This is a genomic window from Nocardia sp. CA-135953, assembly GCF_050955735.1.
Lineage (GTDB): Bacteria > Actinomycetota > Actinomycetes > Mycobacteriales > Mycobacteriaceae > Nocardia.
Genome location: NZ_CP192082.1, coordinates 2,144,525 through 2,164,594, shown reverse-complemented (window position 1 = coordinate 2,164,594; position 20,070 = coordinate 2,144,525). Strand labels below are relative to the sequence as shown.

Annotated in this window: 20 protein-coding genes and 2 tRNA genes; 8 read left to right on the top strand and 14 right to left on the bottom strand. The window is 65.5% G+C overall.

The features are described from left to right. Positions 1-3 precede the first annotated feature (3 nt). Positions 4-1,425, bottom strand: a complete 1,422-nt coding sequence (gene leuC, locus ACQPXH_RS09965; RefSeq protein WP_433602031.1) for a 3-isopropylmalate dehydratase large subunit — start codon at positions 1,423-1,425, stop codon at positions 4-6. Between the two features lie 150 nt (positions 1,426-1,575). Here leuC and ACQPXH_RS09960 point away from each other — a divergent pair, with 150 nt between their 5' ends. The 3 genes from ACQPXH_RS09960 to ACQPXH_RS09950 all read left to right on the top strand — a co-directional run bounded on the left by ACQPXH_RS09960 (position 1,576) and on the right by ACQPXH_RS09950 (position 3,138). Continuing rightward, positions 1,576-2,277, top strand: coding sequence for an IclR family transcriptional regulator (locus tag ACQPXH_RS09960; protein WP_433602030.1), 702 nt, complete (start codon positions 1,576-1,578; stop codon positions 2,275-2,277). Between the two features lie 35 nt (positions 2,278-2,312). Beyond that, positions 2,313-2,813 (top strand): pyridoxamine 5'-phosphate oxidase family protein, encoded by a 501-nt coding sequence (locus ACQPXH_RS09955; RefSeq protein WP_433602029.1) that lies wholly within the window; start codon positions 2,313-2,315, stop codon positions 2,811-2,813. A gap of 130 nt (positions 2,814-2,943) precedes the next feature. After that, positions 2,944-3,138: a DUF5302 domain-containing protein gene (locus ACQPXH_RS09950; protein ID WP_433602028.1), complete on the top strand. Its 195-nt coding sequence runs from the start codon at positions 2,944-2,946 to the stop codon at positions 3,136-3,138. Positions 3,139-3,547: 409 nt separating this feature from the next. On the opposite strand, the gene ACQPXH_RS09945 is transcribed toward ACQPXH_RS09950, so the two are convergent. The 4 genes from ACQPXH_RS09945 to ACQPXH_RS09930 form a co-directional block, all read right to left on the bottom strand. Beyond that, positions 3,548-3,620 (bottom strand) — tRNA-Glu (locus ACQPXH_RS09945). Between the two features lie 155 nt (positions 3,621-3,775). Next, positions 3,776-3,847 (bottom strand) — tRNA-Gln (locus ACQPXH_RS09940). A gap of 134 nt (positions 3,848-3,981) precedes the next feature. After that, the gene (gene gltX / locus ACQPXH_RS09935) at positions 3,982-5,454 is read right to left on the bottom strand and encodes a glutamate--tRNA ligase (RefSeq protein ID WP_433602027.1); all 1,473 of its coding nucleotides are present in this window, start codon (positions 5,452-5,454) and stop codon (positions 3,982-3,984) included. 13 nt (positions 5,455-5,467) lie between these two features. Then, positions 5,468-6,241, bottom strand: coding sequence for a fumarylacetoacetate hydrolase family protein (locus ACQPXH_RS09930; RefSeq protein ID WP_433602026.1), 774 nt, complete (start codon positions 6,239-6,241; stop codon positions 5,468-5,470). Between the two features lie 210 nt (positions 6,242-6,451). On the opposite strand from ACQPXH_RS09930, the gene ACQPXH_RS09925 reads away from it, so the two are divergent. Together ACQPXH_RS09925 and ACQPXH_RS09920 are read left to right on the top strand one after the other, a co-directional pair. Continuing rightward, on the top strand, positions 6,452-7,633 hold the full coding sequence (locus tag ACQPXH_RS09925; protein ID WP_433602025.1) for an MFS transporter: 1,182 nt from the start codon (positions 6,452-6,454) through the stop codon (positions 7,631-7,633). 277 nt (positions 7,634-7,910) lie between these two features. Beyond that, entirely contained in the window at positions 7,911-8,423 is a 513-nt protein-coding gene (locus ACQPXH_RS09920) for a hypothetical protein (protein WP_433602024.1), read from the top strand. 153 nt (positions 8,424-8,576) lie between these two features. Here ACQPXH_RS09920 and ACQPXH_RS09915 read toward each other — a convergent pair whose 3' ends face one another. The 4 genes from ACQPXH_RS09915 to ACQPXH_RS09900 all read right to left on the bottom strand — a co-directional run bounded on the left by ACQPXH_RS09915 (position 8,577) and on the right by ACQPXH_RS09900 (position 13,126). Then, positions 8,577-9,158, bottom strand: a complete 582-nt coding sequence (locus tag ACQPXH_RS09915) for a Uma2 family endonuclease (RefSeq protein WP_433602023.1) — start codon at positions 9,156-9,158, stop codon at positions 8,577-8,579. A gap of 78 nt (positions 9,159-9,236) precedes the next feature. Beyond that, positions 9,237-10,244 (bottom strand): 3-isopropylmalate dehydrogenase, encoded by a 1,008-nt coding sequence (locus ACQPXH_RS09910; protein ID WP_433602022.1) that lies wholly within the window; start codon positions 10,242-10,244, stop codon positions 9,237-9,239. Between the two features lie 171 nt (positions 10,245-10,415). Then, positions 10,416-12,014 carry a phosphoglycerate dehydrogenase gene (serA, locus tag ACQPXH_RS09905; RefSeq protein WP_433602021.1) on the bottom strand — a complete coding sequence of 533 codons (1,599 nt, stop codon included), beginning with the start codon at positions 12,012-12,014 and terminating at the stop codon, positions 10,416-10,418. A 689-nt stretch (positions 12,015-12,703) separates the two neighbouring features. Next, positions 12,704-13,126 carry a hypothetical protein gene (locus tag ACQPXH_RS09900; RefSeq protein ID WP_433602020.1) on the bottom strand — a complete coding sequence of 141 codons (423 nt, stop codon included), beginning with the start codon at positions 13,124-13,126 and terminating at the stop codon, positions 12,704-12,706. Positions 13,127-13,210: 84 nt separating this feature from the next. Between ACQPXH_RS09900 and ACQPXH_RS09895 the strand changes: the two genes are divergently transcribed. After that, positions 13,211-14,029 carry a nucleotidyltransferase domain-containing protein gene (locus ACQPXH_RS09895; protein WP_433602019.1) on the top strand — a complete coding sequence of 273 codons (819 nt, stop codon included), beginning with the start codon at positions 13,211-13,213 and terminating at the stop codon, positions 14,027-14,029. A gap of 11 nt (positions 14,030-14,040) precedes the next feature. On the opposite strand, the gene ACQPXH_RS09890 is transcribed toward ACQPXH_RS09895, so the two are convergent. Continuing rightward, the gene (locus tag ACQPXH_RS09890) at positions 14,041-14,532 is read right to left on the bottom strand and encodes a winged helix-turn-helix transcriptional regulator (RefSeq protein WP_433602018.1); all 492 of its coding nucleotides are present in this window, start codon (positions 14,530-14,532) and stop codon (positions 14,041-14,043) included. Between the two features lie 139 nt (positions 14,533-14,671). On the opposite strand from ACQPXH_RS09890, the gene ACQPXH_RS09885 reads away from it, so the two are divergent. Further along, positions 14,672-14,947, top strand: coding sequence for a dihydrofolate reductase family protein (locus tag ACQPXH_RS09885; protein WP_433602017.1), 276 nt, complete (start codon positions 14,672-14,674; stop codon positions 14,945-14,947). 11 nt (positions 14,948-14,958) lie between these two features. Here the strand turns inward: ACQPXH_RS09885 and ACQPXH_RS09880 are convergent, their stop codons facing one another. The 4 genes from ACQPXH_RS09880 to ACQPXH_RS09865 all read right to left on the bottom strand — a co-directional run bounded on the left by ACQPXH_RS09880 (position 14,959) and on the right by ACQPXH_RS09865 (position 18,796). Beyond that, positions 14,959-15,162, bottom strand: coding sequence for a cold-shock protein (locus tag ACQPXH_RS09880; RefSeq protein ID WP_040693519.1), 204 nt, complete (start codon positions 15,160-15,162; stop codon positions 14,959-14,961). A gap of 424 nt (positions 15,163-15,586) precedes the next feature. Further along, a complete protein-coding gene (iolD, locus tag ACQPXH_RS09875) occupies positions 15,587-17,443 on the bottom strand; it encodes a 3D-(3,5/4)-trihydroxycyclohexane-1,2-dione acylhydrolase (decyclizing) (RefSeq protein ID WP_433602016.1) in 1,857 nt (618 codons plus the stop codon). After that, positions 17,440-17,868 carry a hypothetical protein gene (locus tag ACQPXH_RS09870; protein ID WP_433602015.1) on the bottom strand — a complete coding sequence of 143 codons (429 nt, stop codon included), beginning with the start codon at positions 17,866-17,868 and terminating at the stop codon, positions 17,440-17,442. Before ACQPXH_RS09870 ends, iolD begins: the two co-directional genes overlap by 4 nt. 10 nt (positions 17,869-17,878) lie before the next feature. Beyond that, entirely contained in the window at positions 17,879-18,796 is a 918-nt protein-coding gene (locus ACQPXH_RS09865) for a TIM barrel protein (protein WP_433602014.1), read from the bottom strand. A gap of 260 nt (positions 18,797-19,056) precedes the next feature. On the opposite strand from ACQPXH_RS09865, the gene ACQPXH_RS09860 reads away from it, so the two are divergent. Beyond that, positions 19,057-20,061, top strand: coding sequence for a LacI family DNA-binding transcriptional regulator (locus ACQPXH_RS09860; protein ID WP_433602013.1), 1,005 nt, complete (start codon positions 19,057-19,059; stop codon positions 20,059-20,061). The last annotated feature ends 9 nt before the right edge of the window (positions 20,062-20,070 follow it).

The window sequence follows — 20,070 nt, the reverse complement described above, 5'->3', positions numbered from 1 at the left end:
CGATCAGTCCAGATCCGCAGGCGAGGACAGGGTGCCGCGGACCGCCGTCGCGGCCGCTACGAGCGGGGAAACCAGGTGCGTACGGCCACCTTTGCCCTGCCGGCCCTCGAAGTTACGGTTCGAAGTCGAAGCACAGCGCTGACCCGGTGCGAGCTGATCGGGATTCATTCCCAAGCACATCGAGCAGCCCGCCTGACGCCATTCGGCACCGGCCGCAGTGAAAATCTCGCCCAGTCCTTCTTTTTCCGCCTGGGCGCGCACCCGCATAGATCCCGGTACAACCAGCATTCGCACCCCGTCGGCGACCCGGCGTCCCTTCAAAATCCCGGCCACCGCACGCAAATCCTCGATGCGCCCGTTGGTGCACGAACCGACGAATACGGCGTCGACCGATACATCACGAAGTGGAGTACCCGGCTCCAAATCCATGTATCGCAACGCTTTCACTGCGGACTCGCGTGCCGTCTCGTCGGAAATCTGCGCGGGATCGGGCACCTGCTCGCCCAGCGGCGCGCCCTGCCCCGGGTTGGTACCCCAGGTGACGAACGGACTCAGCGCGGCGGCATCGATGTGCACCTCGGCGTCGAAAACGGCGCCATCATCGGTCTTCAGCGCCTCCCAGGCGGCCACTGCGGCATCCCAGTCGGCTCCCTGCGGCGCGTGCGGGCGTCCTTTGAGGAATTCATAGGCGGTTTCGTCAGGAGCGATCATGCCCGCCCGCGCGCCCGCCTCGATCGACATGTTGCAGATCGTCATTCGCGCCTCCATCGACATGGCGCGAATGGCCTCACCGCGATACTCGAGCACATAGCCCTGACCACCGCCGGTACCGATCTGGGCAATGACGGCCAGAATCAGGTCCTTACTCGTGACACCGGGCGGCAATTGGCCGTCGACGGTGATCGCCATGGTCTTGAACGGGCGCAGCGAGAGCGTCTGCGTGGCAAGGACGTGCTCGACCTCGCTGGTGCCGATGCCCATGGCCAGCGCGCCGAATGCGCCGTGCGTGGAGGTGTGGCTATCGCCGCACACCACCGTCATCCCCGGTTGGGTCAAACCCAGTTGCGGCCCGACGACGTGCACGATGCCCTGATCCAGGTCCCCCATCGGATGCAGGCGCACACCGAATTCCGTGCAATTGTGGCGCAGCGTCTCGACCTGGGTGCGCGAAATGGGGTCGGCGATCGGCTTATCGATATCGATCGTCGGGACATTGTGGTCCTCGGTCGCGATGGTGAGATCGGGACGGCGCACCGGACGGCCCGCAGCGCGAAGTCCGTCGAAGGCCTGCGGGCTGGTCACCTCGTGTACGAGGTGCAGATCGATGTAGATCAGATCGGGCTCCCGCGAGGCGCCCTCGCCCGCTCCGCGGGCGACGACATGCTGCTCCCACACCTTCTCGGCCAGTGTGCGGCGCTCGGCCATTCTCGATCACCTTTCCGACGAGCAACCGAGGTACGCGATCGGGGCTGAGGCGCGCTCACGGCTGCACAAGTTTTTGGCTGTTCCGACGCGTCCGGAGCGAGCAGACCGTTAAGGTGGCTTTCTCAGTATCCGAGACGCTAATATCGTTCTATGAGACAGCATAGCGGTATCGGCGTCCTCGACAAAGCGGTGTCGGTGTTGTACGCCGTCGCGGAGCACCCATGCGGTCTCAACGAACTGTGCACCCGCACCGGCCTGCCCCGGGCCACCGCCCATCGCCTGGCCGTCGGGCTCGAGGTACACCGGCTGCTCGCCCGCGACAACAATGGTCTGTGGCGGCCGGGACCAGCCCTCGCCGAACTCGCCGCAGGAGCCAGCGATCCACTGCACGAGGCCGCCGCGGCCATTCTCCCGCGCTTGCGCGAGATCACCGGCGAGAGCGTCCAGATCTACTGCCGAGACGGCAATGCGCGGGTCTGCGTCGCCGCCCTGGAACCGCCCGTCGGCCTGCGCGACACCGTACCGATCGGGGCGCGCCTGCCGCTCACCGCCGGTTCGGCGGCCAAGGTGCTGGTCGCCTGGGCGGACCCGGAACTGCAGCGCATCATCCTCGCCGATGCGGTATTCGGTGAGCGGGCGCTGGCCGAGGTCCGCAAGCGCGGCTGGGCGCAGAGCGCCGCGGAGCGGGCCAGCGGTGTGGCCAGCGTCTCCGCACCCGTGCGCGACGCAGCCGGCCACGTCATCGCGGCGGTCTCGGTGTCGGGGCCGATCGATCGCATGGGCCGCAGGCCGGGCGCGCGCTGGGCGGCCGACCTGGTCGCCGCGGCGGACGCACTCCACAAGAGGCTGTAACGCGTTCTATTTTCTAGGCTCTAAAGTTGGTGCGCATGGGTGTAAACCAACGGACACAGATCGTCATGTCCGACGCCGAGATTTCCGAATTCCTGCAGCGCAGCCGCATCGCGACGGTGGCCACCATCGGCCCGAACGGTGCGCCGCACCTGACCGCGATGTGGTACGCACTCATCGACGGCGAGATCTGGTTCGAGACCAAGGCCAAGTCGCAAAAGGCAGTGAACCTGGGCCGCGACCCCCGCGTGACCTGCATGGTCGAGGCGGGCCGGACCTATGACCAGTTGCGCGGAGTCTCGATCGAAGGCCACGCCGAGATCATCGATGATCCGGACAGGCTCTTCGCCGTCGGCGTGAGCGTATGGGAGCGCTACACCGGCCCCTACAGCGAAGAAGTCCGCCCGCTCGTCGAGCAGATGCTCAACAAGCGCATAGCCGTCCGCGTCGTCCCGGATCGCCTCCGCAGCTGGGACCACCGCAAACTCGGCCTCCCCCAACTCCCCCTCGGCGGCACCACCGCACAACCCCTCGACTGATAACGCCACGCGGGCAAAATCCGCCTGACACGCCAGGTGCGGCACAGTAGCGTCAACCCTGATCGACCCGAATCGGCAGCGCGGCGACGCCTCGCGGCGCGCCACCCGGCCGCGACGACGAGGAGCAGACATGGCGGAATCGGATAGTTCCAACGGCAAGGCGGCACCGAGCACCGAAGACGTCAAACGAAAGTTCAAAGAAGCCCTGGAGCGCAAAAACCAGCATCACGCCAAGTCGAACGACCACCTCGACGGCCGCTCCAAGGCAACCTCCCCCCACGGCAACGCCAGCCACAAGCGAGAATTCCGCCGCAAGAGCGGATAGACCCACAACCAAGCCCTCCAGCCAACCGCTGGAGGGCCTTTTGGTATCCCGGAAATCGCCACCAACTCCGGCAATCCGGCCGACCGGGTGACTGGTGCCCCCTGCATACGGCATCCCCCGCACCACGGCAGCGCCTGCCAGATCCCCCACGCGGTCCGCACACCGCTTCGCGTTAGTACGGATGGCCAAACAGTGACATCCCACGACAAAGCCCCCAGCCACCAAGCAAACAGCGCACCCATGCTCAACGACACCCCCGACCTGCTGTTCCGGGGCGAAGCCCCCGGCCAGACTCGGGGGTCCGGGGGCAAAGCCCTCCGGGTGGGGGTGTGGGGGTTTCACCCCCACAAGACAATGCGAAGCAGAAAAAGGCCCATGCTCTCCATGAGCATGGGCCTCCCATTCTGCGTAGCCCCGACGGGATTCGAACCCGCGCTACCGCCTTGAGAGGGCGGCGTCCTAGGCCGCTAGACGACGGGGCCAGGACTCGATCTCCCACATTTCAGGCGGGTGATCTTTCCGGTTGATCTTTCGATCAGTGGAAGCTCGGTTAGCTTAGCCGACCGAAGCTCGGCGACCAAATCGCCGGATGCTGAACAACTTTCGGTCGCGCGCCGAGAGAAGAACAACATTTCCGCTGGGGTACCAGGACTCGAACCTAGAATGGCTGAACCAGAATCAGCTGTGTTGCCAATTACACCATACCCCAATGACCAGGACGTTCGACCTCGTGTCCGGCTGACCCGAGGCCCTGTTCCGAGCCGAGAAGTAGAGTACCAAACCGCATACGGTCTACTACAAATCGGCTGGTCAACGCCCTGTTTTTCGGTCAACGGCGGATTTTCAGGCCGATGCCGTCCAGTCCCGCGCCGAGCGCAGCCGAGCCAGGCTCGTCTCGCGGCCGAGCAGCTCCAGCGATTCGTACAGCGGCGGGCTGATATGCGAACCCGTCACTGCCACTCGCACTGGTGCGAACGCCTTACGCGGTTTGAACCCCAAATCATCGATGAGCGCCGTTTTGAGCGCACCCTCGATAGCGGGGGTGGTCCAGGCCGTCAGCGGCTCCAGCGCGGCAATGGCGGCGTTTAATACCGGGACAGCTTCGGAACCGAGATTCTTCGACCCAGCCGCCGGATCAATCGCGAACTCTTCCGCGGGCGCGAACAAGAAACGCAGCAGATCCCACGCGTCGGACAACACCACGATCCGGGTTTGCACAAGTTCGGCGGCCGCGGCGAACAACTTGTCATCGATGTCGGCGCCGATGTGGCCGTGTTCGGTGAGGAACTCACGCAAGCGGTGCGTGAAATCACCCGGCTCCAGCAATCGGATGTGTTCGGCGTTGAGCGCGTCCGCCTTCTTCTGATCGAAACGGGCCGGATTCGAATTCACTTTCGAAATATCGAAGGCCGCCACCATCTCGGCCATCGAGAAAACATCGCGATCATCCGCGATGCCCCAGCCGAGTAGCGCCAGGTAATTCAGCAAACCCTCCGGGATGAATCCCCTATCCCGATGGACGAACAGATTCGACTCCGGATCGCGCTTGGACAACTTCTTGTTGCCCTGCCCCATCACGAACGGCAGATGACCGAACTGCGGAGTGAACTCCGCGACACCGATCCGGCGCATAGCCGCATAGAGCGCGATTTGACGCGGAGTGGACGAGAGAATGTCCTCGCCGCGCAACACATGGGTGATCTTCATCAATGCGTCGTCGACCGGGTTAACCAGCGTATAGAGCGGATCGCCATTACCGCGAGTGAGTGCGAAATCGGGCACGGTACCCGCTTTGAAGGTGGTTTCACCGCGCACGAGATCGTGCCAAGTGATGTCTTCGTCCGGCATTCGCAGCCGGATTACCGCCGGGCGTCCGGCGGCGCGATAAGCCTCGATCTCCTCGGGGGTGAGATCGCGGTCGTAGTTGTCGTAGCCGAGTTTCGGATCGCGGCCCGCGGCCCGATGGCGCTCCTCGACTTCCTCGGCGGTGGAGAAGGATTCGTACGCTTCACCGGCCGCCAGCAAATTCCGCACGACTTCCATGTGCAGCTCGCGTCGCTGTGATTGCCGATAGGGCGCATAGGGCCCGCCGACCTCCGGACCCTCGTCCCAGGTGAGGCCGAGCCAGCGCAGTGCGTCCAGGATCGCACCGTATGATTCTTCGGAATCGCGTGCGGCATCGGTATCTTCGATGCGAAAGACGAACTTGCCGCCGGTGTGGCGGGCGTACGCCCAATTGAACAGTGCCGTCCGGACCAGGCCGACATGCGGCGTTCCGGTCGGTGACGGGCAGAAGCGGACCCGTACTTCAGTCATGGCTCTCTTTCGACTAGCGCTTGGCGGCAATAGGATTGGTGAGGGTTCCGATGCCCTCGACGGTCACGGAGACGTTCTGCCCGGCGTGCAGCGGGCCGACACCCTCCGGGGTGCCGGTGAGCAGCACATCGCCGGGCAGCAGCGTCATCACCGTGGTCACCCACTCGATGAACTTCGGAATATCGTGCAGCAGAAGCGAAGTGCGGCTGCGCTGGCGGACCTCGCCGTCGACTTCGGTGACGATCTCCAGATCCGAAGGGTCGAGCGAGGTTTCGATCCACGGACCGAGCGGGCAGAAGGTGTCGTAGCCCTTGCCCCGGGTCCACTGGCCGTCGTGCTTCTGCTGATCGCGCGCGGTCACATCGTTGGCGACGGTGTAGCCGAGCACCACGTCGAGTGCGCGGGCGGCCGGCACATCCTTGCACGGACGGCCGATGACGATCGCGAGCTCGCCTTCATAGTCGACCTGGGATGAGCTGGGCGGCAATACGATCGACGCGTTCGGGCCGATGATCGAGGTGCTCGGCTTCATGAAGATCACCGGATCCGCCGGTGCGACCCCACCCATTTCGGCCGCGTGCGCGGCGTAGTTCTTGCCGATGCAGACCACCTTGCTGGCCAGAATCGGCGCGAGCAGGCGCACATCGGCCAGCGGCCAACTCCGCCCGGTGAATGTCGGAGTACCGAACGGATGTTCCGCGATCTCCTTGGCGACGCTCTCGCCCCCCTCCCCTTCGATGCTGACGAAAGCGACTCCATCGGGACTGGCGATTCGACCTAGACGCATGCACCGCAGTCTATCGACCGCCCTCGACCTGCTCGAACGCGCCCGACCGAGCGGTCCGCAACCGCACGCGGCGGCGGGCGCGGCTGCTCGCGATGTGAGCAGTTCGACAGAACCACAGCGGATTCCGCTCACCCAGTGGGTGTACGGTAAGACTCGATGTTCACACAATGAGAACTAGTTCCCATATTTTGAGATTCCGAGGTGAGGCCGATGGCGACGACCGTGACGCAGATGCGCGACGTCCAACGGTGGTCCATGCTCGGCCTCGGCGTGTTCGCCCAGGCCTCCAGCGCCGTCTTCATCCACGGGGTCCCATTTCTTCTGCCCGCACTGACGGCCGGTGGCATGCCGCTGGCTACCGCGGGTCTGCTCGTGGCCATGCCGACGGTAGGCCTGGTGTGCGCGCTGATCGCCTGGGGATATGTCGTGGACCGGATCGGCGAGCACAAGGTGCTGGTCGGCGGACCGCTGCTGATGTTCGGGGCGGGCGTCGCGGCGGCTACCGTCACCGATCACGTGCTGCTCGGCGCATTACTGTTCCTGGGCGGCGTCGGCGCGGCGAGCACCAACGGCGCCAGCGGTCGGGTGATCGTCGGCTGGTTCCCGCCGCAGCGGCGCGGACTGGCCATGGGCATTCGACAGACCGCGCAGCCCATCGGCGTCGGCATCGGCGCGCTCAGTATTCCGGCAGTCGCGGCCGCGCATGGGGTCGCGGCAGCCGTTCTGGTGCCCGCAGTGATGGCGGGGGTCGCCGCGCTGGGCTGCCTGATCGGGATCGTCGATCCGCCGAGGCCCGCGGGCGCGCCGGCGGATCGAGCCAACCCCTATCGCGGTGATTCAACCCTGTGGCGCATCCATGCGGTGTCGGTACTGCTGTGCATTCCCCAAGGGACCGTATGGACTTTCGCATTATTGTGGTTGCACAATGACGTTGGCTGGTCGCTGCCCGTAGCGGGCACTCTGGTGACCGGAACCCAAATCCTCGGCGCCATAGGACGAATCGGCGCGGGCGCGTGGTCCGATCGCGTCGGCAGCCGACTGGGACCGCTGCGCACCGTCGCCATCGCCGCCGTAATCTCCATGGCCGCATTGGCTTCGGCCGCGTGGACGCATGCGTGGTGGGCCGCGATTCCGCTGCTGATCGCCGCATCGGTCATCACGGTCTCCGATAACGGTTTGGCCTTCACCGCGGTCGCCGAAATCGCCGGACCGTTCTGGAGTGGACGCGGACTCGGCATCCAGAACACCGGTCAGAACCTCGCAATGGCCGCTATACCACCGGTTTTCGGCGCGCTGATCACCGCCGGCGGTTTCCCCGCCGCATATCTGTTGGCCGCCGTGCTGGCGATGGCGGCGGTTCCGTTGGTCCCCACTGATCGACGATCCGAATAACCGCCCCTTAGGAATTCGCGCCCGCTCCGGTTCGCCGGGGCGGGCGCGATGCATATTCGCCTCCGCAGGGAATCGCGTATTCAGGTCGCGCTGCGGCGCAGGATCGAAGCCGATCCGAGAAAATGTCGTCCGCCTGATGTTCAACCGAACGCGGCGACGGAGCCGAGCCGCCCCTTCGATGGGCGCCATTCCATAGGCGGAGCAATGGATTCACACCTCCACACGGCGATGTAAACCTCGCCTTGACAAGGCGGGCATGTCAAGTCAGGCTTTACATATGTCCGATGAACAGCAGCGCGTAGACCCACAGGACGAGCGGGCAATGCTCGGAAAGTTGTTGTCCGCCAATGCGGAACTGGTCGTGGGTGTGCTGGGCCCGGAGGAGGGCAAGCCCAGCGTGCCGGTGCTCGCCGCGCTCACGGCGACCCGAAATCTGAGTCGACTCGTCGACGACATCCTGCATACCTTGGCCCGGCAGGCCCGCGAAGAAGGCCACACCTGGGCCGAAATCGGCGATCTCCTCGGCACCTCCCGCCAAGCGGCATTCCAACGCTTCAGCGGCCCGATGCCCCCGATGGGCCCGTTCGCCACTCCCCCGATGCCGCCCACACCCCCGATACCGCCCAACCCTCCCGTTCCCCCGACACCACCCGGATTCCCCACCCCGCCACCCGGTTTCCCTGCCCCACCGCAAATGCCCATGCCACCCAGCCCGCCCCCGATGCCCAGCCCACCCCCGATGCCCAGCGCACCCGACATGTCGAAGCCGCCGACCCCACCGACCCGTTGATCCTGGCTGCACCGAATTCCCTTCGTGTTCGATGCCATCGGGCCGATCGCCGAGCCCGCAGCACAGGTCCACGAGGCATCGCGGGTGCCGTCCATGATTCGATCCGTGGCAGGGCCACGGCGGTCGGCAGCGCGCTGACCGAGCGCGAACAGGTCAGATCTCGATCAAGGCGGCGGGATCGAAACTCACCCGAAACGGTGGATCGGCTCGGATCGCCGCGGTGAAGACGGTCCCTGCCGTCACCGTCGGATGGGCGCGAAAGACGCGGTCCGCGAGCAGCATTCGGTGAATCCGGACCTCCGGATGATGCTCGACTATCCAGTACTGCGGAATGTCGATGGCCGCGTACTCGCGAACCTTCCTGACCCGATCGGTGCGTTCGCTGTCGTCGCCCGGGGCAACGATCTCCACGGCGAGCAGCACCTCCGCACCGGAGAGCAGCCTCGGCGTTTCGGCGATAATCGCCGCCCGCGCAACATCTCTCGGGACCACCACGATATCGGGCTTGCGAATGCCGCTGGGCGTGTTGACTTCCCAACCACCGCCGATACATACGTGCACCGCGGCGCTACCAGCCGCGATATCGACGAGCCGTCCGAGCCGCTGCACCACGAAATCGTGACGCGCACCGCCCGCGACCGCGATCAACCAGCCGTCCTCGAGCTCGAAACCCTTACCGCCGTCCGGTAAACGGTGCAGATCCACATCGGTATACGGTCCGCGACGCTCGCTCATCGGACTTCCTCGCGTTCCTGCGAATCCGAAAGGCCCGCGCTCGAACTCGCTCGTGCGCGGGCCGTCAGGCAGAACACGTCAGACCGCCGCAGCGATCCGATCTCCGATCTCGACAGTCGATGCCGCCCCGCCGCGCGAAACGAGATCCTTGGCGACCGCCGCTTCGATGCGGGCGGCGCCTTCGGTGTTTCCGAGGTGGTTGAGCAGCAACGACACCGACAGAATCGCGGCGGTCGGATCGGCCTTGGACTGCCCCGCGATATCGGGGGCACTGCCGTGGACCGGCTCGAACATGCTCGGGTTGGTTCCGGAGGCGTCGATATTGCCGCTGGCCGCCAGGCCGATTCCGCCGCTGACGGCGGCCGCGAGGTCGGTGATGATGTCGCCGAAGAGGTTGTCGGTAACGATCACATCGAAGCGGCCCGGGTCATTGACCATGTGGATGGTGGCGGCATCGATGTGCTGGTAAGCGGTCTGCACCTCGGGGAACTCCGCCGCGACCTCGTTGACCGTGCGCTGCCACAGCGAACCGGCGAAGGTCAGCACATTGTTCTTGTGCACCAGCGTCAGGTGCTTGCGCCGCGCCTGTGCCTTGGCGAAGGCGTAGCGGACGACGCGTTCGATGCCGAAGCGGGTATTGGTGCTGACCTCGGTGGCGACCTCGTGCGGGGTCTGCACCCGGATCGCGCCGCCGGTGCCGGTGTAGGGGCCCTCGGTGCCCTCGCGCACGACTACGAAGTCGATATCCGGATTGCCCGCGAGCGGACTGGTCACACCCGGGTACAGCTTCGACGGACGCAGGTTGACGTAATGATCCAGCGCGAATCGGGTGCGCAGCAGCAGTCCGCGCTCGAGCACACCGCTGGGCACCGACGGATCGCCGATCGCGCCGAGCAGGATCGCGTCGTGCTGCTTCAGCTCCGGCAGCACTGAATCCGGCAGGATCTCACCGGTCGCGTGGTAGCGCCGCGCGCCGAGGTCGTATTCGGTCTTCTCGACGCCCGGCTGCACCACGTCGAGCACCTTGAGCGCCTCCGCGATGACCTCGGGGCCGATCCCATCACCAGCGATGACAGCAAGCTTCATAACAACAAGGCTCCGTTCAGTATTGCCGACCGCCACCGTACTTCGTCCCGCACCGCACGCCGCTGTCGGGCAGGCAGCGCGGCCCGGCGGTCACCGTGCGCGGCGTGACATGTCATGCCCGGTACAGGTGACGGCGCCGCGCACGCTCGACGTGCGCGGCGCCGGTAGTGGTCAGAACAGGTCGACCAGGACGATCTTGGCCGCACCGACGGATTCGGCGATCGCTGCCTGGACGTCGGCGGGAACTTCGCGGGCCACACGCAGAATCACGGTCGCGCCCTCCTTGTCGACATCCTGGCTCAGCTGTGCGGCGAGGATGTCGATCTCCGCCGCGCCGAGCTTGGTGCCGATCTTGCCGAGCGCGCCGGGCTTGTCGTCGTAGTTCAGCACGGCCAGGTTCAGGCCTTCGGCGCGCATGTCGTAGTTGCGGCCGTTGATGTTGACGATCTTCTGCACCTGCTGCGGCTCGGTCAGCGTGCCCGCCACGTTCAGGGTGCTGCCGTCGCCGAAGACCGCGCGCAGGTCGACGACGCTGCGGTGGCTCGGGCTTTCCGACACCTTGGTGACCTCGGCGCTGATGCCGCGCTCCTTGGCCAGGGCAGGAGCGTTGACGAAGGTGACCTGGTCCTCGACCAGCGCGGAGAAGATGCCGCGCAGCGCCGAAAGTTCCAGCACCGCAACATCTTGCGCGGCGAGCTCACCACGCACCTGCACTTCGACGCTGACCGGCAGCTCGTTGGACACCGCACCGAGCAGGTGGCCCTGCTTGCGCACGATCTCCAGCCACGGCGCGACCTCGTCGCCGACGGCGCCACCGGTGACGTTCACCGCACCCGGCACGAACTCACCGGCCAGGGCAAGCAGTACGGACTTGGCGACATCGGTGCCCGCGCGGTCCTGCGCCTCGGCGGTGGAAGCTCCCAGGTGCGGGGTCACCACGACCTGCGGCAGGTCGAACAGCGGGCTGTCGGTGCACGGCTCGGTGTCGAATACGTCCAGACCGGCGGCCCGCACGTGACCCGACTTGATCGCGTCGGCGAGCGCCTGCTCGTCGACCAGTCCACCGCGCGCGGCGTTGACGATGATGACACCCGGCTTGGTCTTGGCGATGGCTTCCTTGCCGATGATGCCCTTGGTCTCGGGGGTCTTCGGCAGGTGCACCGAGATCAGGTCGGCGCGCTCGAGCAGCTCGTCCAGGGGCAGCAGTTCGATGCCGAGCTGGGCGGCGCGGGCCGGGGAGACGTAGGGGTCGTAGGCGATCACCTTGGTCTCGAAGGCGGCGAGACGCGCGGCGAACAGTTGGCCGATGCGACCGAGGCCGACCACTCCGACGGTCTTGTCGAAGATCTCGACACCGTTGAACTTGCTACGCGCCCAGGTGCGCTCGCGCAGGGTGGCGTCGGCGGCCGGGATCTGGCGGGCGGCGGCCAGCAGCAGCGTGACGGCGTGCTCGGCGGCGGTGTGGATGTTGGAGGTGGGCGCGTTGACCACCATGACGCCGCGCTCGGTGGCCGCGGGCACATCGACATTGTCGAGGCCGACGCCGGCGCGGGCGACGATCTTCAGGTTCTTCCCGGCCTCGAGCACCTCGGCGTCGACGGTGGTCGCCGAGCGGACGAGGAGGGCGTCCGCATCGGGCACCGCGGCCAGCAGCGCGGGACGGTCGGGGCCGTCGACCCAGCGGACCTCGACACCGTCACCGAGCGCGTCGACGGTCGACTGGGCGAGCTTGTCGGCGATCAGAACAACAGGACGGCCTGCTTGGCTCACTGTGGGGTACTCCTGGGAGGAAAGGGGGTCGGCAATTACCGCGCACCAGCTTAGTTGGCCGGAATCCGTCGCGGCTTACCCCCCGGTAGGCGGGTGCCTCAACATGAGGGAAGGCCCCGCACCAACGGTGCGAGGCCTTCCCTCGTCGTACGCCGTCACTGCGGCGTCCACGCGGTCGAAAACCATCGACCGAGACAGCGCTATCAGCCGCCGAACGAACCCGTCCACAGGGTGTTGAAAATACCGTGCAGAGCAGCGCTACCGGTGGAGAACAGGCCGTCGAGAGCCGCGGAACCGGTGTCGATGATAACGGGGATCATGAAATTTCCTCTTCGTCGAAACAAATCCAGTCGAACTGGCTGACACATGGCACATCGGGGCATACACAAATACGGTTACGAAATTCTGGCGTATTGTGACGCAGACTACATATTGCATTTCATTGTGATCTGGACAGCTGACCAACACATCTCTGATCAGGCTATATGTGCATGAGCGCAGGTCGGAGCATCTTTTTCGAGCTGTAATTAGCTCCGCAAAGGAAGCTTTCTAAGAGGTCCCTGAGAAATTATTCCACACCACCCCGAGATCTATCCGAGATAGGCCCGGTAGGACCCCGGCAACTTTCGGACACGGCAGACCGCCCTGCCGCAATATCGCGAGTCGGCAGTATTAGTCGGCGCGATACATCAGATACGGCGCGCCAAGATCAGCGCGACAGCAAGCATGGCGCTACCGAAATACACCGGGAGCAGATGCACGAACGCGGTGTAGTGGATGACAGCGCACTTACCGAACCGGTGAGGGCCGCACCGAGCAGCGTCCACCACACCATGCCGCACCCTGTCGCCAACCCCACAGTCCGAGTAGCACGATCGCAACCGCCGTCGCCATGAGCGCGCCGCCGAAGCCGCCCGGTCGTGGGCGACGAACGGCACCAGGTGCGCGTTGGCGGCTTCCAGCGTGGCGGCATCGGTGTGCATGAACTCGAGATCCGTCGGCACGAATACGAAGGCCAGTCCGACGGTCGAGATGACGACGCCGCCGATGAATACACCCACCCCGGTGGCGACCAGCAGCAGCTGGCCGACGAGCGCGCGCCGCCTGACCACTCGGGGCACTCCCGCGGCAAGTCGTTCGCGGCAGTACGAAAACGGCTGGTCCGCTCGGCCGGAGCCGAACTACGATCACCGACCATGTCCCTGCGCGCGATTCCGGCTTCGATGGACCCGACGGTGGTCGGGTCCGTCGATGCCGAGCTCGATCGGATCGAGCGCGCACATCGGGTGTCGGTGCCGCTGGCCATCGAAAGCGGTAGCCGAGCTTGGGGATTCCCGTCGCCCGATTCCGACTACGACTGCCGGTTCGTCTATGTCGCACATATGGACACCTACCTGTCGCCGTGGCGGACAAGGGATGTCATCGAGACGCCGCTGGTCGACCTGCTCGATGTGAACGGCTGGGATCTGGCCAAGGCGCTGCGGCTGCTGGTGAACGGCAATGCGGTGCTGATCGAATGGTTGATGTCGCCGATCGTCTACCGTGGCGACGATCGATTCCGTACCGAATTGCGTGCGGTGGCAGCCGAAGTCGCCGATCGCAGCCAAGTGGCTCGGCATTACCTACATCTGGGCAGCAGGCAGTGGTCGCTGTTCGAGCACCATCGGTCGCTGAAGAAGGTGTTCTATTCGCTGCGGCCCGCGATGGCCTTACGTTGGCTGCGTGCGCATCCCGATGCGGCGGTGGCACCGATGCATCTGCCTGCACTGCTGGAGCAGTGCGAGTTGCCCGGACAGCTGGTTTCGGCGATCGCCGAGCTGACCGAGCTGAAGTCGCGAACCCGCGAAATGGGTAGCGGAGCAGTGCCGGTCCCGATCGCGGAGTTCATCGCGGCCGAATTCGACCGTGCGACAGTTGCTTTCCCGAAGACGCGCGACCGGGACATGGATCGGGCTCGCGCGGTGACCGCCGACTTCTTCCGCAAGGAAGTCCTGGCCGCTGCGGAAGGGCTGTAGCCAGCCCTGCATCACTCGGCGACCGCGGCGGCGTAGGCGCGCGCCAACCGGTCGGTGGCGGTCGGGGCATCCGGATCGGGACGCGGAATACCGAGGTGCGACTCGCGCAGTTCGTCCATGAACTCGGCCCAGAGCTGCGGCCCGCCCTCCTCGAGGAGTTCGGCGCGTACGCGCAGGCGTTTCGTCGTCGGGCGATGCCGGAGCCCCCATGCGCCCAACTGCGCCATGATCGGCACCAGTTGGATCGCGGGCTCGGTGAGCCGGTACTCGGCCTTCTGACCGGGACGGGTGTCCTCGCGACTGAGCAGTCCGGCCGCGACGAGGCGCTTGAGCCGGTCGGACAGGATATTGGACGCGATCCCCTCCTCCGATCCGCCCAGCAACTCGCGGAAGTGGCGGCGATTGCCGAACATCACGTCACGCAGCACCAGCAGCGTCCACCGATCGCCGATCACCTCGATGGTCGCGTTGATCGGGCAGCCCGAACGTCCCTCCTCGCGCATGCGGCGCTCCTTCCATCGAGAATTCTGCTTGCATTCTACAACCAGTTGCATATCGGCCGCTGCCCACATGCGATTGCGAAATGCAATCAGTAACCATGACACCTTCGTGCTGACCCGTCACACGCGACCATCGCTGCCGATGACTGGTGGCACGACGTTCCATTTCGTGAACGAAATGCCGGAAGCGGTTCTGCGCCAAGCATTCGAGACCGCCGACGGTCAGAATGTGCGGCTCGTCGACGGCCCATCAGCGATCCGGCAGTTCCTGCGCGCCGGCCTGGTGGACGAGATGCATCTCGCGGTAGGCCCCCATCTGCTCAGGCGCGGGCGAACGGCTCACCCTCACCAAGAGCGCCTGAATATCCCCCGAAAACGACGAGAGGCCCGCACCCCCTGCCGGGTGCGAGCCTCCTAAGTCACGCTTGATCAGATAGCGCGGACGTCCTGGGCCTGCGGGCCTTTCTGACCCTGGCCGATCTCGAACTCCACGCGCTGGCCCTCTTCGAGGGACCGGAAACCCGAGCCGGAAACGGCCGAGTAATGCACGAAGACGTCAGGGCCGCCTCCGTCTTGAGCGATAAAGCCGAAGCCCTTCTCGCTGTTGAACCACTTCACACTGCCTTGAGCCATGTTCTTTACTTCTTACTTCCTGTTGATGAGCCGAGCAGATCACTTCGATGAGCCCGATCTCGCGATCAACAATGCCATCATCCGACGAATTCGGCCACATCCAGCAGTGGTAACTGTGAGCAAGCCGACGTTCGCCCAGTGCTGTGGCAGTGCACGCAACGCCGGTTGCGAGGGGCTGGCTATCCTGAGCACAAAGCGTTCACGGCGCATAGATCGGCCGGTCAGCACACGCTTTCGGCTACCTGCGCCGACACTGCCGGAATCCCAGCAACCGCAGCGAACACAGACGTCGGACCGAAGCTAAGAATTCGCAAAGAAAGTGCGTAACTTCAGGCTCAGATGTGCACTAAGTGGTCGGTTTTCAGTTATCCGACCGTGACCGAGTGTGCCACACGATCGTCATATAGATGGAATCGCACGGCCGCTACCCCGTTGATTCGGCACTGTTCAGGTAACGCACCTGCGCCGCCTTGGCCTCGTCGTACGCCGCGCGACCCGCCAGGTGCTCCGGCACACCGACCTCCCACCACGCGCCCGCATCGGTCCAGGCGGACGGCTGGGTGCGCACGACCACTACGGCCGGGCGGGATTCGCTCAATGCCGCCGCCCTGGCCCGCGCGTATGCGCCGCGGAACTCGGTCAGGTCGGTCGCGGTGAATACCGCGCAGCCCAATGATCTTGCGTGGCTTGCGAAGTCGACGCGGGGCGGTTGTGGGTGGTTGGTGCGGCAGTCGGCGTAGAAGTTGTTGAAGGGGTCGCCGCCCTGCCCCTCCTGAAGCCTGGCGATCACCGCGTAGCCGTCGTTATCGCAGACGATCGCGACGAACCGGTGGCCCGCGAAGGCCGCGGAGAACAGTTCGGAATTGAGCATCAGATAGGAGCCGTCGCCGAGCATGGTGGTGACCAGGCCGTGCACATGCGCCATCGCCGCACCCCAGGCGCCCGCGAGTTCATAACCCATGCAGGAGAATCCGTACTCGACGTCCATGGTGGGCACGGTGCCGGTGGCCCGCCAGCCGCCGATCAGCTCGCCTGGCATACCGCCCGCGGCGGTCATGACGTAGTCGTCCGGTGCGCTCAATTCGTTGACGACGCCGACGATTTGGGCGTAACTCGGGGTACCCGGTGTCGGCGCGCGCAGCTTGTCGATGTGCGCGTCCCAGGTGGTGCGCAGTCCTTCCGCACGGTCGGACCATTCGGCATCCACCCGCCAATTGACAAGGAGTGCAGCCAATTCCGATACCGATGCGGCGGCGTCACCCACGACCGCCAGCGCGCCGTGCTTCACCGCGTCGAACCGGGCCGTGTTGATGGCGATCAACCGGGCGTCGGGTGCGAAGACGGTCCAAGACGCCGTGGTGAAGTCCTGTAATCGGGTACCGATGGCCAACACCAGATCCGCCTGTGCGGCGAGGGCATTGGCCGATGCAGAGCCGGTCACGCCGAGCGGACCGGCGTACAGCTCGTGGTAGTGCGGCACGAGGGTGCGGCCAGCCGTCGTTTCTGTCATCGGAATCTCGTGCCGCTCCGCGAATTCCAGTATCAGCCGGCCCGCGCCCGAATAACGCACACCGCCGCCGAGGACCAGCAGGGGACGTCGGGCCGATCGCAGTGCCCGTGCCGCCTCGGCCACCACCCGGGAGTCGGGGCGCGAACGCGTGATTCGGTGCACAACCGGCTCGAATAGGGCATCCGGGAAGTCGTATATCTCGGCCTGGACGTCCTGTGGCAGTGCCAGTGTCACCGGGCCCACATCGACCGCATCGGTCAGCACCCGGGCCGCCTGGGGCAGGGTTGCGATGAGTTGTTCCGGTCGGGTGATGCGGTCGAAATAGCGGCTCACGGCGCGGAATGCATCGTTGACGGTAATGGTCGGGTCACCGAAGTGTTCGACCTGTTGCAGCACCGGATCCGGTGCGCGGCTGACGAAGGTATCCCCTGGAAGCAGCAGCAGCGGAAGACGATTCGCATGGGCGACACCGGCGGCGGTCACCATATTCAGCGCGCCGGGACCGATCGAGGACGTCGCGATTCCGACCTGACGCCGGTGCGTCGCCTTGGCCAGGCCGATGGCGGCCAGTGCCATCCCCTGTTCGGTATGCCCGCGCCAGACCGGGATTTCATCGCGACGCTCGGACAGTGCGGTGCCGAGGCCGAGCACATTGCCGTGCCCGAATATCGCGAAAGCGGCCGGGAAAAGCGGTACTTCGCGCCCGTCGAAGGTCTCCGAATGTTGGGCGACCAGCCAGCCGACCAGTGCCTGCGCCGTTGTCAGCTTCACGGCGTCACCACGCGCCGCAATTCGTGCTGCAGCAGGACATTCGGCAGATAGCCCTGCTCGTACTGCTGCTGGTCCACGACGAACAGCAGCTTCCCCGCCCGAATCGCCTCGACCACATCGGTATCGAGGTCGAAGGTCGCGGACGATTGCTGGCCGGGGTCGCCCGAGGAGTTGTATTCGACGCGGACACCGAGGTCATTGCCCACTGCCTCCGCGCCGTTCTCGACGACATTCCAGAAGGCGTCGCCGGGGCTGCCGTGCGTCACCACCGCGACGGAGCCCAATTTGCCCTGGGCGACCGGGGATTGGGTCGGCTGCCCCCGGACCGGTACACGCGGCGAGGAGGGTGCCGCGGCCAGCCACGGCAGTACGTGGCGGGATCGCCGCCACCATGCCGTGCGTATTTCGAGCGACATCGTTGTCATCACTTCCCGTCTAGATTCGGACCCAGGGGGAACGGGGTGAGCCCAGCGCAGCGGCTATGCCCGCAAGGTGGATCAGACTGCGGGCGGCGTCGCGGCTCGGCTGTTCTGCCGAATCGTCGGGGCGCAATGCCGTGTCCTGTTCGATGACATACCACCCGCGGTAGCCTGCGGCGTGCACGCTGCGCACCAGGGCCTCGATATCGATATCGCCCTCGCCGAGCGGAACGTAGATGCCGCGGCGGACGGCATCGCTGTATTCCATTGCGCCGCTGCGCACTCGGTCGGCGACGGCTTTGCGCACGTCCTTGAGATGGATATGTCCGATGCGTTCCGGACAGCGCTGCGCGAGGCGCACCGGATCGGTCCCGCCGATGAGCAGGTGGCCGGTATCCAGGCAGAGGTCGAGATCGGAATCGGCGAGGAACCTGTCGACTTCGGCTTCACTCTCGACGTAGGTGCCGATGTGGGGATGCAGGGTGGTGCGCAGTCCGAATTCGGCGGCGACATCCCGGACGGCGGCGGCGGTTTCGATCAGCGTCCGCCACTCTTCGTCGGAGAGTGCAGGGCGCGTGTCGTATCCGTCGAGGCCGGTCGCGGCCGCGAGGACGATCACCTCCGCACCCGTCGCGGCGAACAGCGCGGCGTTCTCGCGGGCGGTCTCCATTGCCCGCTCCGGGTCGCGGTGCAGCGGGAGGGCCAGGAAGCCGCCGACCGAGGTGATGTCGAAATCATCTAGCAGCGAGCGCAATTCGGCTGGATTGCGCGGTAGGTAGCCGGGTGGGCCCAGTTCCGTCGCGGCGATGCCGAGCGCGGCCATCTCGGTGAGGACGGTTCGCGCGTCGAGCACATGACCCCAGCCGGGGACTTCGCAGACTCCCCAGGAGATCGGCGCGGCGGCGATGCGCAGCGGATAGCGAGGTTGGGTCATCCGGGGTCTCCGACCTTTGGTGTCGATCGACGTATGCGCTATTGGAGCGCTCCAACTATGTAACGGTGGTCATACGGTGTCAAGTACTGTACCGATCGCTGTTTTATCGGTACTACCAGCACAAACTGGCACTTCCAGCGGAAATACCCGGCGCTCGCAGTGGGAAAAATGTCGGATTAGAGCGCTCTATTGATCAGGCCTGGCCGACCTTGTAACGTCCGACACTGCAGGCGCCCGGTGGGATGCGGAACGGAGGCGAGATGGCTCGACCGACCATGGAGGACGTCGCCGCCCGCGCCGGGGTGTCCCGCGCGTTGGTCTCCCTCGTCATGCGCAACTCCCCCAAGGTCAGCGAACATCGTCGCCGCGCGGTGCTCGCGGCCGCGGAGGATCTCGGCTATCAGCCGCACATCATGGCTCGGTCGCTGGCCAGCCGGACCTCCAACATCATCGGGGTCATGGTCTCCGACCTGCGCAATGCGTTCTTCGCCGATGTGGTGGAGGGTATGGACGCAGCCGCGCAGGACGCCGGCGTGGAGTTGATCCTCAATACCGGCCGCCGCAGCGCCGCCCGTGAACGCACCGCGCTGGCGAGCCTGCTGTCATTCCGCCCCGGCGGCATCATCCTGCTCTCACCCGTGCTGCCGGTGGCGGCCATCCGTGACGCCGCCGAGAAGTGCCCGATCGTGCTCATTTCGCGCAGCTCGACCATTGCCGACGTCGATACCGTCAATGACGACGGCGAGCTCGGCGTCGCACTCGCCGTAAATCATCTGGTCTCGCTCGGCCACCGCCGGATCGTGCATCTCGACGGTGGCGGGGCCTTCACCTCGGCCTCGCGCCGTCGCGGATACCGCGCCGCAATGGCACGAAATGGGCTGGAGCCCATGATCATTGCCAGCGAGCACACGGACTCCGGGGGTATCGCCGCAGTCCAGAAGCTGCTGAACCTGTTCTCCCGCGACAACTTTCCCACCGCACTGGTGTGCGGCAACGACTTCAACGCCGTCGGTGCGATGTCCGCACTGGAGGAGGCCGAACTTTCGGTGCCGCGCGATGTTTCGGTCGTCGGCTACGACAACACCTCGCTGGCCGCGCTGCGACATCTTTCCTTGACCACCATCGATCAGCCGCGAACTCAGATGGGCCGCTTGGCAATCGAAGCGCTCATCGAACGGCTGCGCGACGGTCGCACCGAACCGGTGCGCCGCCGACTGGAACCCGCCCTGGTTGTGCGCGCGACGACCGCGGCACCACGCAACTGAACGCTATTT

What these genes read in the sequence shown, in the direction of transcription:
- leuC (WP_433602031.1), bottom strand. Translation starts at nt 1,425, where the DNA reads ATGGCCGAGCGCCGCACACTGGCCGAGAAGGTGTGGGAGCAGCATGTC.
- ACQPXH_RS09960 (WP_433602030.1), top strand. Translation starts at nt 1,576, where the DNA reads ATGAGACAGCATAGCGGTATCGGCGTCCTCGACAAAGCGGTGTCGGTG.
- ACQPXH_RS09955 (WP_433602029.1), top strand. Translation starts at nt 2,313, where the DNA reads ATGGGTGTAAACCAACGGACACAGATCGTCATGTCCGACGCCGAGATT.
- ACQPXH_RS09950 (WP_433602028.1), top strand. Translation starts at nt 2,944, where the DNA reads ATGGCGGAATCGGATAGTTCCAACGGCAAGGCGGCACCGAGCACCGAA.
- gltX (WP_433602027.1), bottom strand. Translation starts at nt 5,454, where the DNA reads ATGACTGAAGTACGGGTCCGCTTCTGCCCGTCACCGACCGGAACGCCG.
- ACQPXH_RS09930 (WP_433602026.1), bottom strand. Translation starts at nt 6,241, where the DNA reads ATGCGTCTAGGTCGAATCGCCAGTCCCGATGGAGTCGCTTTCGTCAGC.
- ACQPXH_RS09925 (WP_433602025.1), top strand. Translation starts at nt 6,452, where the DNA reads ATGGCGACGACCGTGACGCAGATGCGCGACGTCCAACGGTGGTCCATG.
- ACQPXH_RS09920 (WP_433602024.1), top strand. Translation starts at nt 7,911, where the DNA reads ATGTCCGATGAACAGCAGCGCGTAGACCCACAGGACGAGCGGGCAATG.
- ACQPXH_RS09915 (WP_433602023.1), bottom strand. Translation starts at nt 9,158, where the DNA reads ATGAGCGAGCGTCGCGGACCGTATACCGATGTGGATCTGCACCGTTTA.
- ACQPXH_RS09910 (WP_433602022.1), bottom strand. Translation starts at nt 10,244, where the DNA reads ATGAAGCTTGCTGTCATCGCTGGTGATGGGATCGGCCCCGAGGTCATC.
- ACQPXH_RS09895 (WP_433602019.1), top strand. Translation starts at nt 13,211, where the DNA reads ATGTCCCTGCGCGCGATTCCGGCTTCGATGGACCCGACGGTGGTCGGG.
- ACQPXH_RS09890 (WP_433602018.1), bottom strand. Translation starts at nt 14,532, where the DNA reads ATGCGCGAGGAGGGACGTTCGGGCTGCCCGATCAACGCGACCATCGAG.
- ACQPXH_RS09885 (WP_433602017.1), top strand. Translation starts at nt 14,672, where the DNA reads ATGACTGGTGGCACGACGTTCCATTTCGTGAACGAAATGCCGGAAGCG.
- ACQPXH_RS09880 (WP_040693519.1), bottom strand. Translation starts at nt 15,162, where the DNA reads ATGGCTCAAGGCAGTGTGAAGTGGTTCAACAGCGAGAAGGGCTTCGGC.
- ACQPXH_RS09870 (WP_433602015.1), bottom strand. Translation starts at nt 17,868, where the DNA reads ATGACAACGATGTCGCTCGAAATACGCACGGCATGGTGGCGGCGATCC.
- ACQPXH_RS09865 (WP_433602014.1), bottom strand. Translation starts at nt 18,796, where the DNA reads ATGACCCAACCTCGCTATCCGCTGCGCATCGCCGCCGCGCCGATCTCC.
- ACQPXH_RS09860 (WP_433602013.1), top strand. Translation starts at nt 19,057, where the DNA reads ATGGCTCGACCGACCATGGAGGACGTCGCCGCCCGCGCCGGGGTGTCC.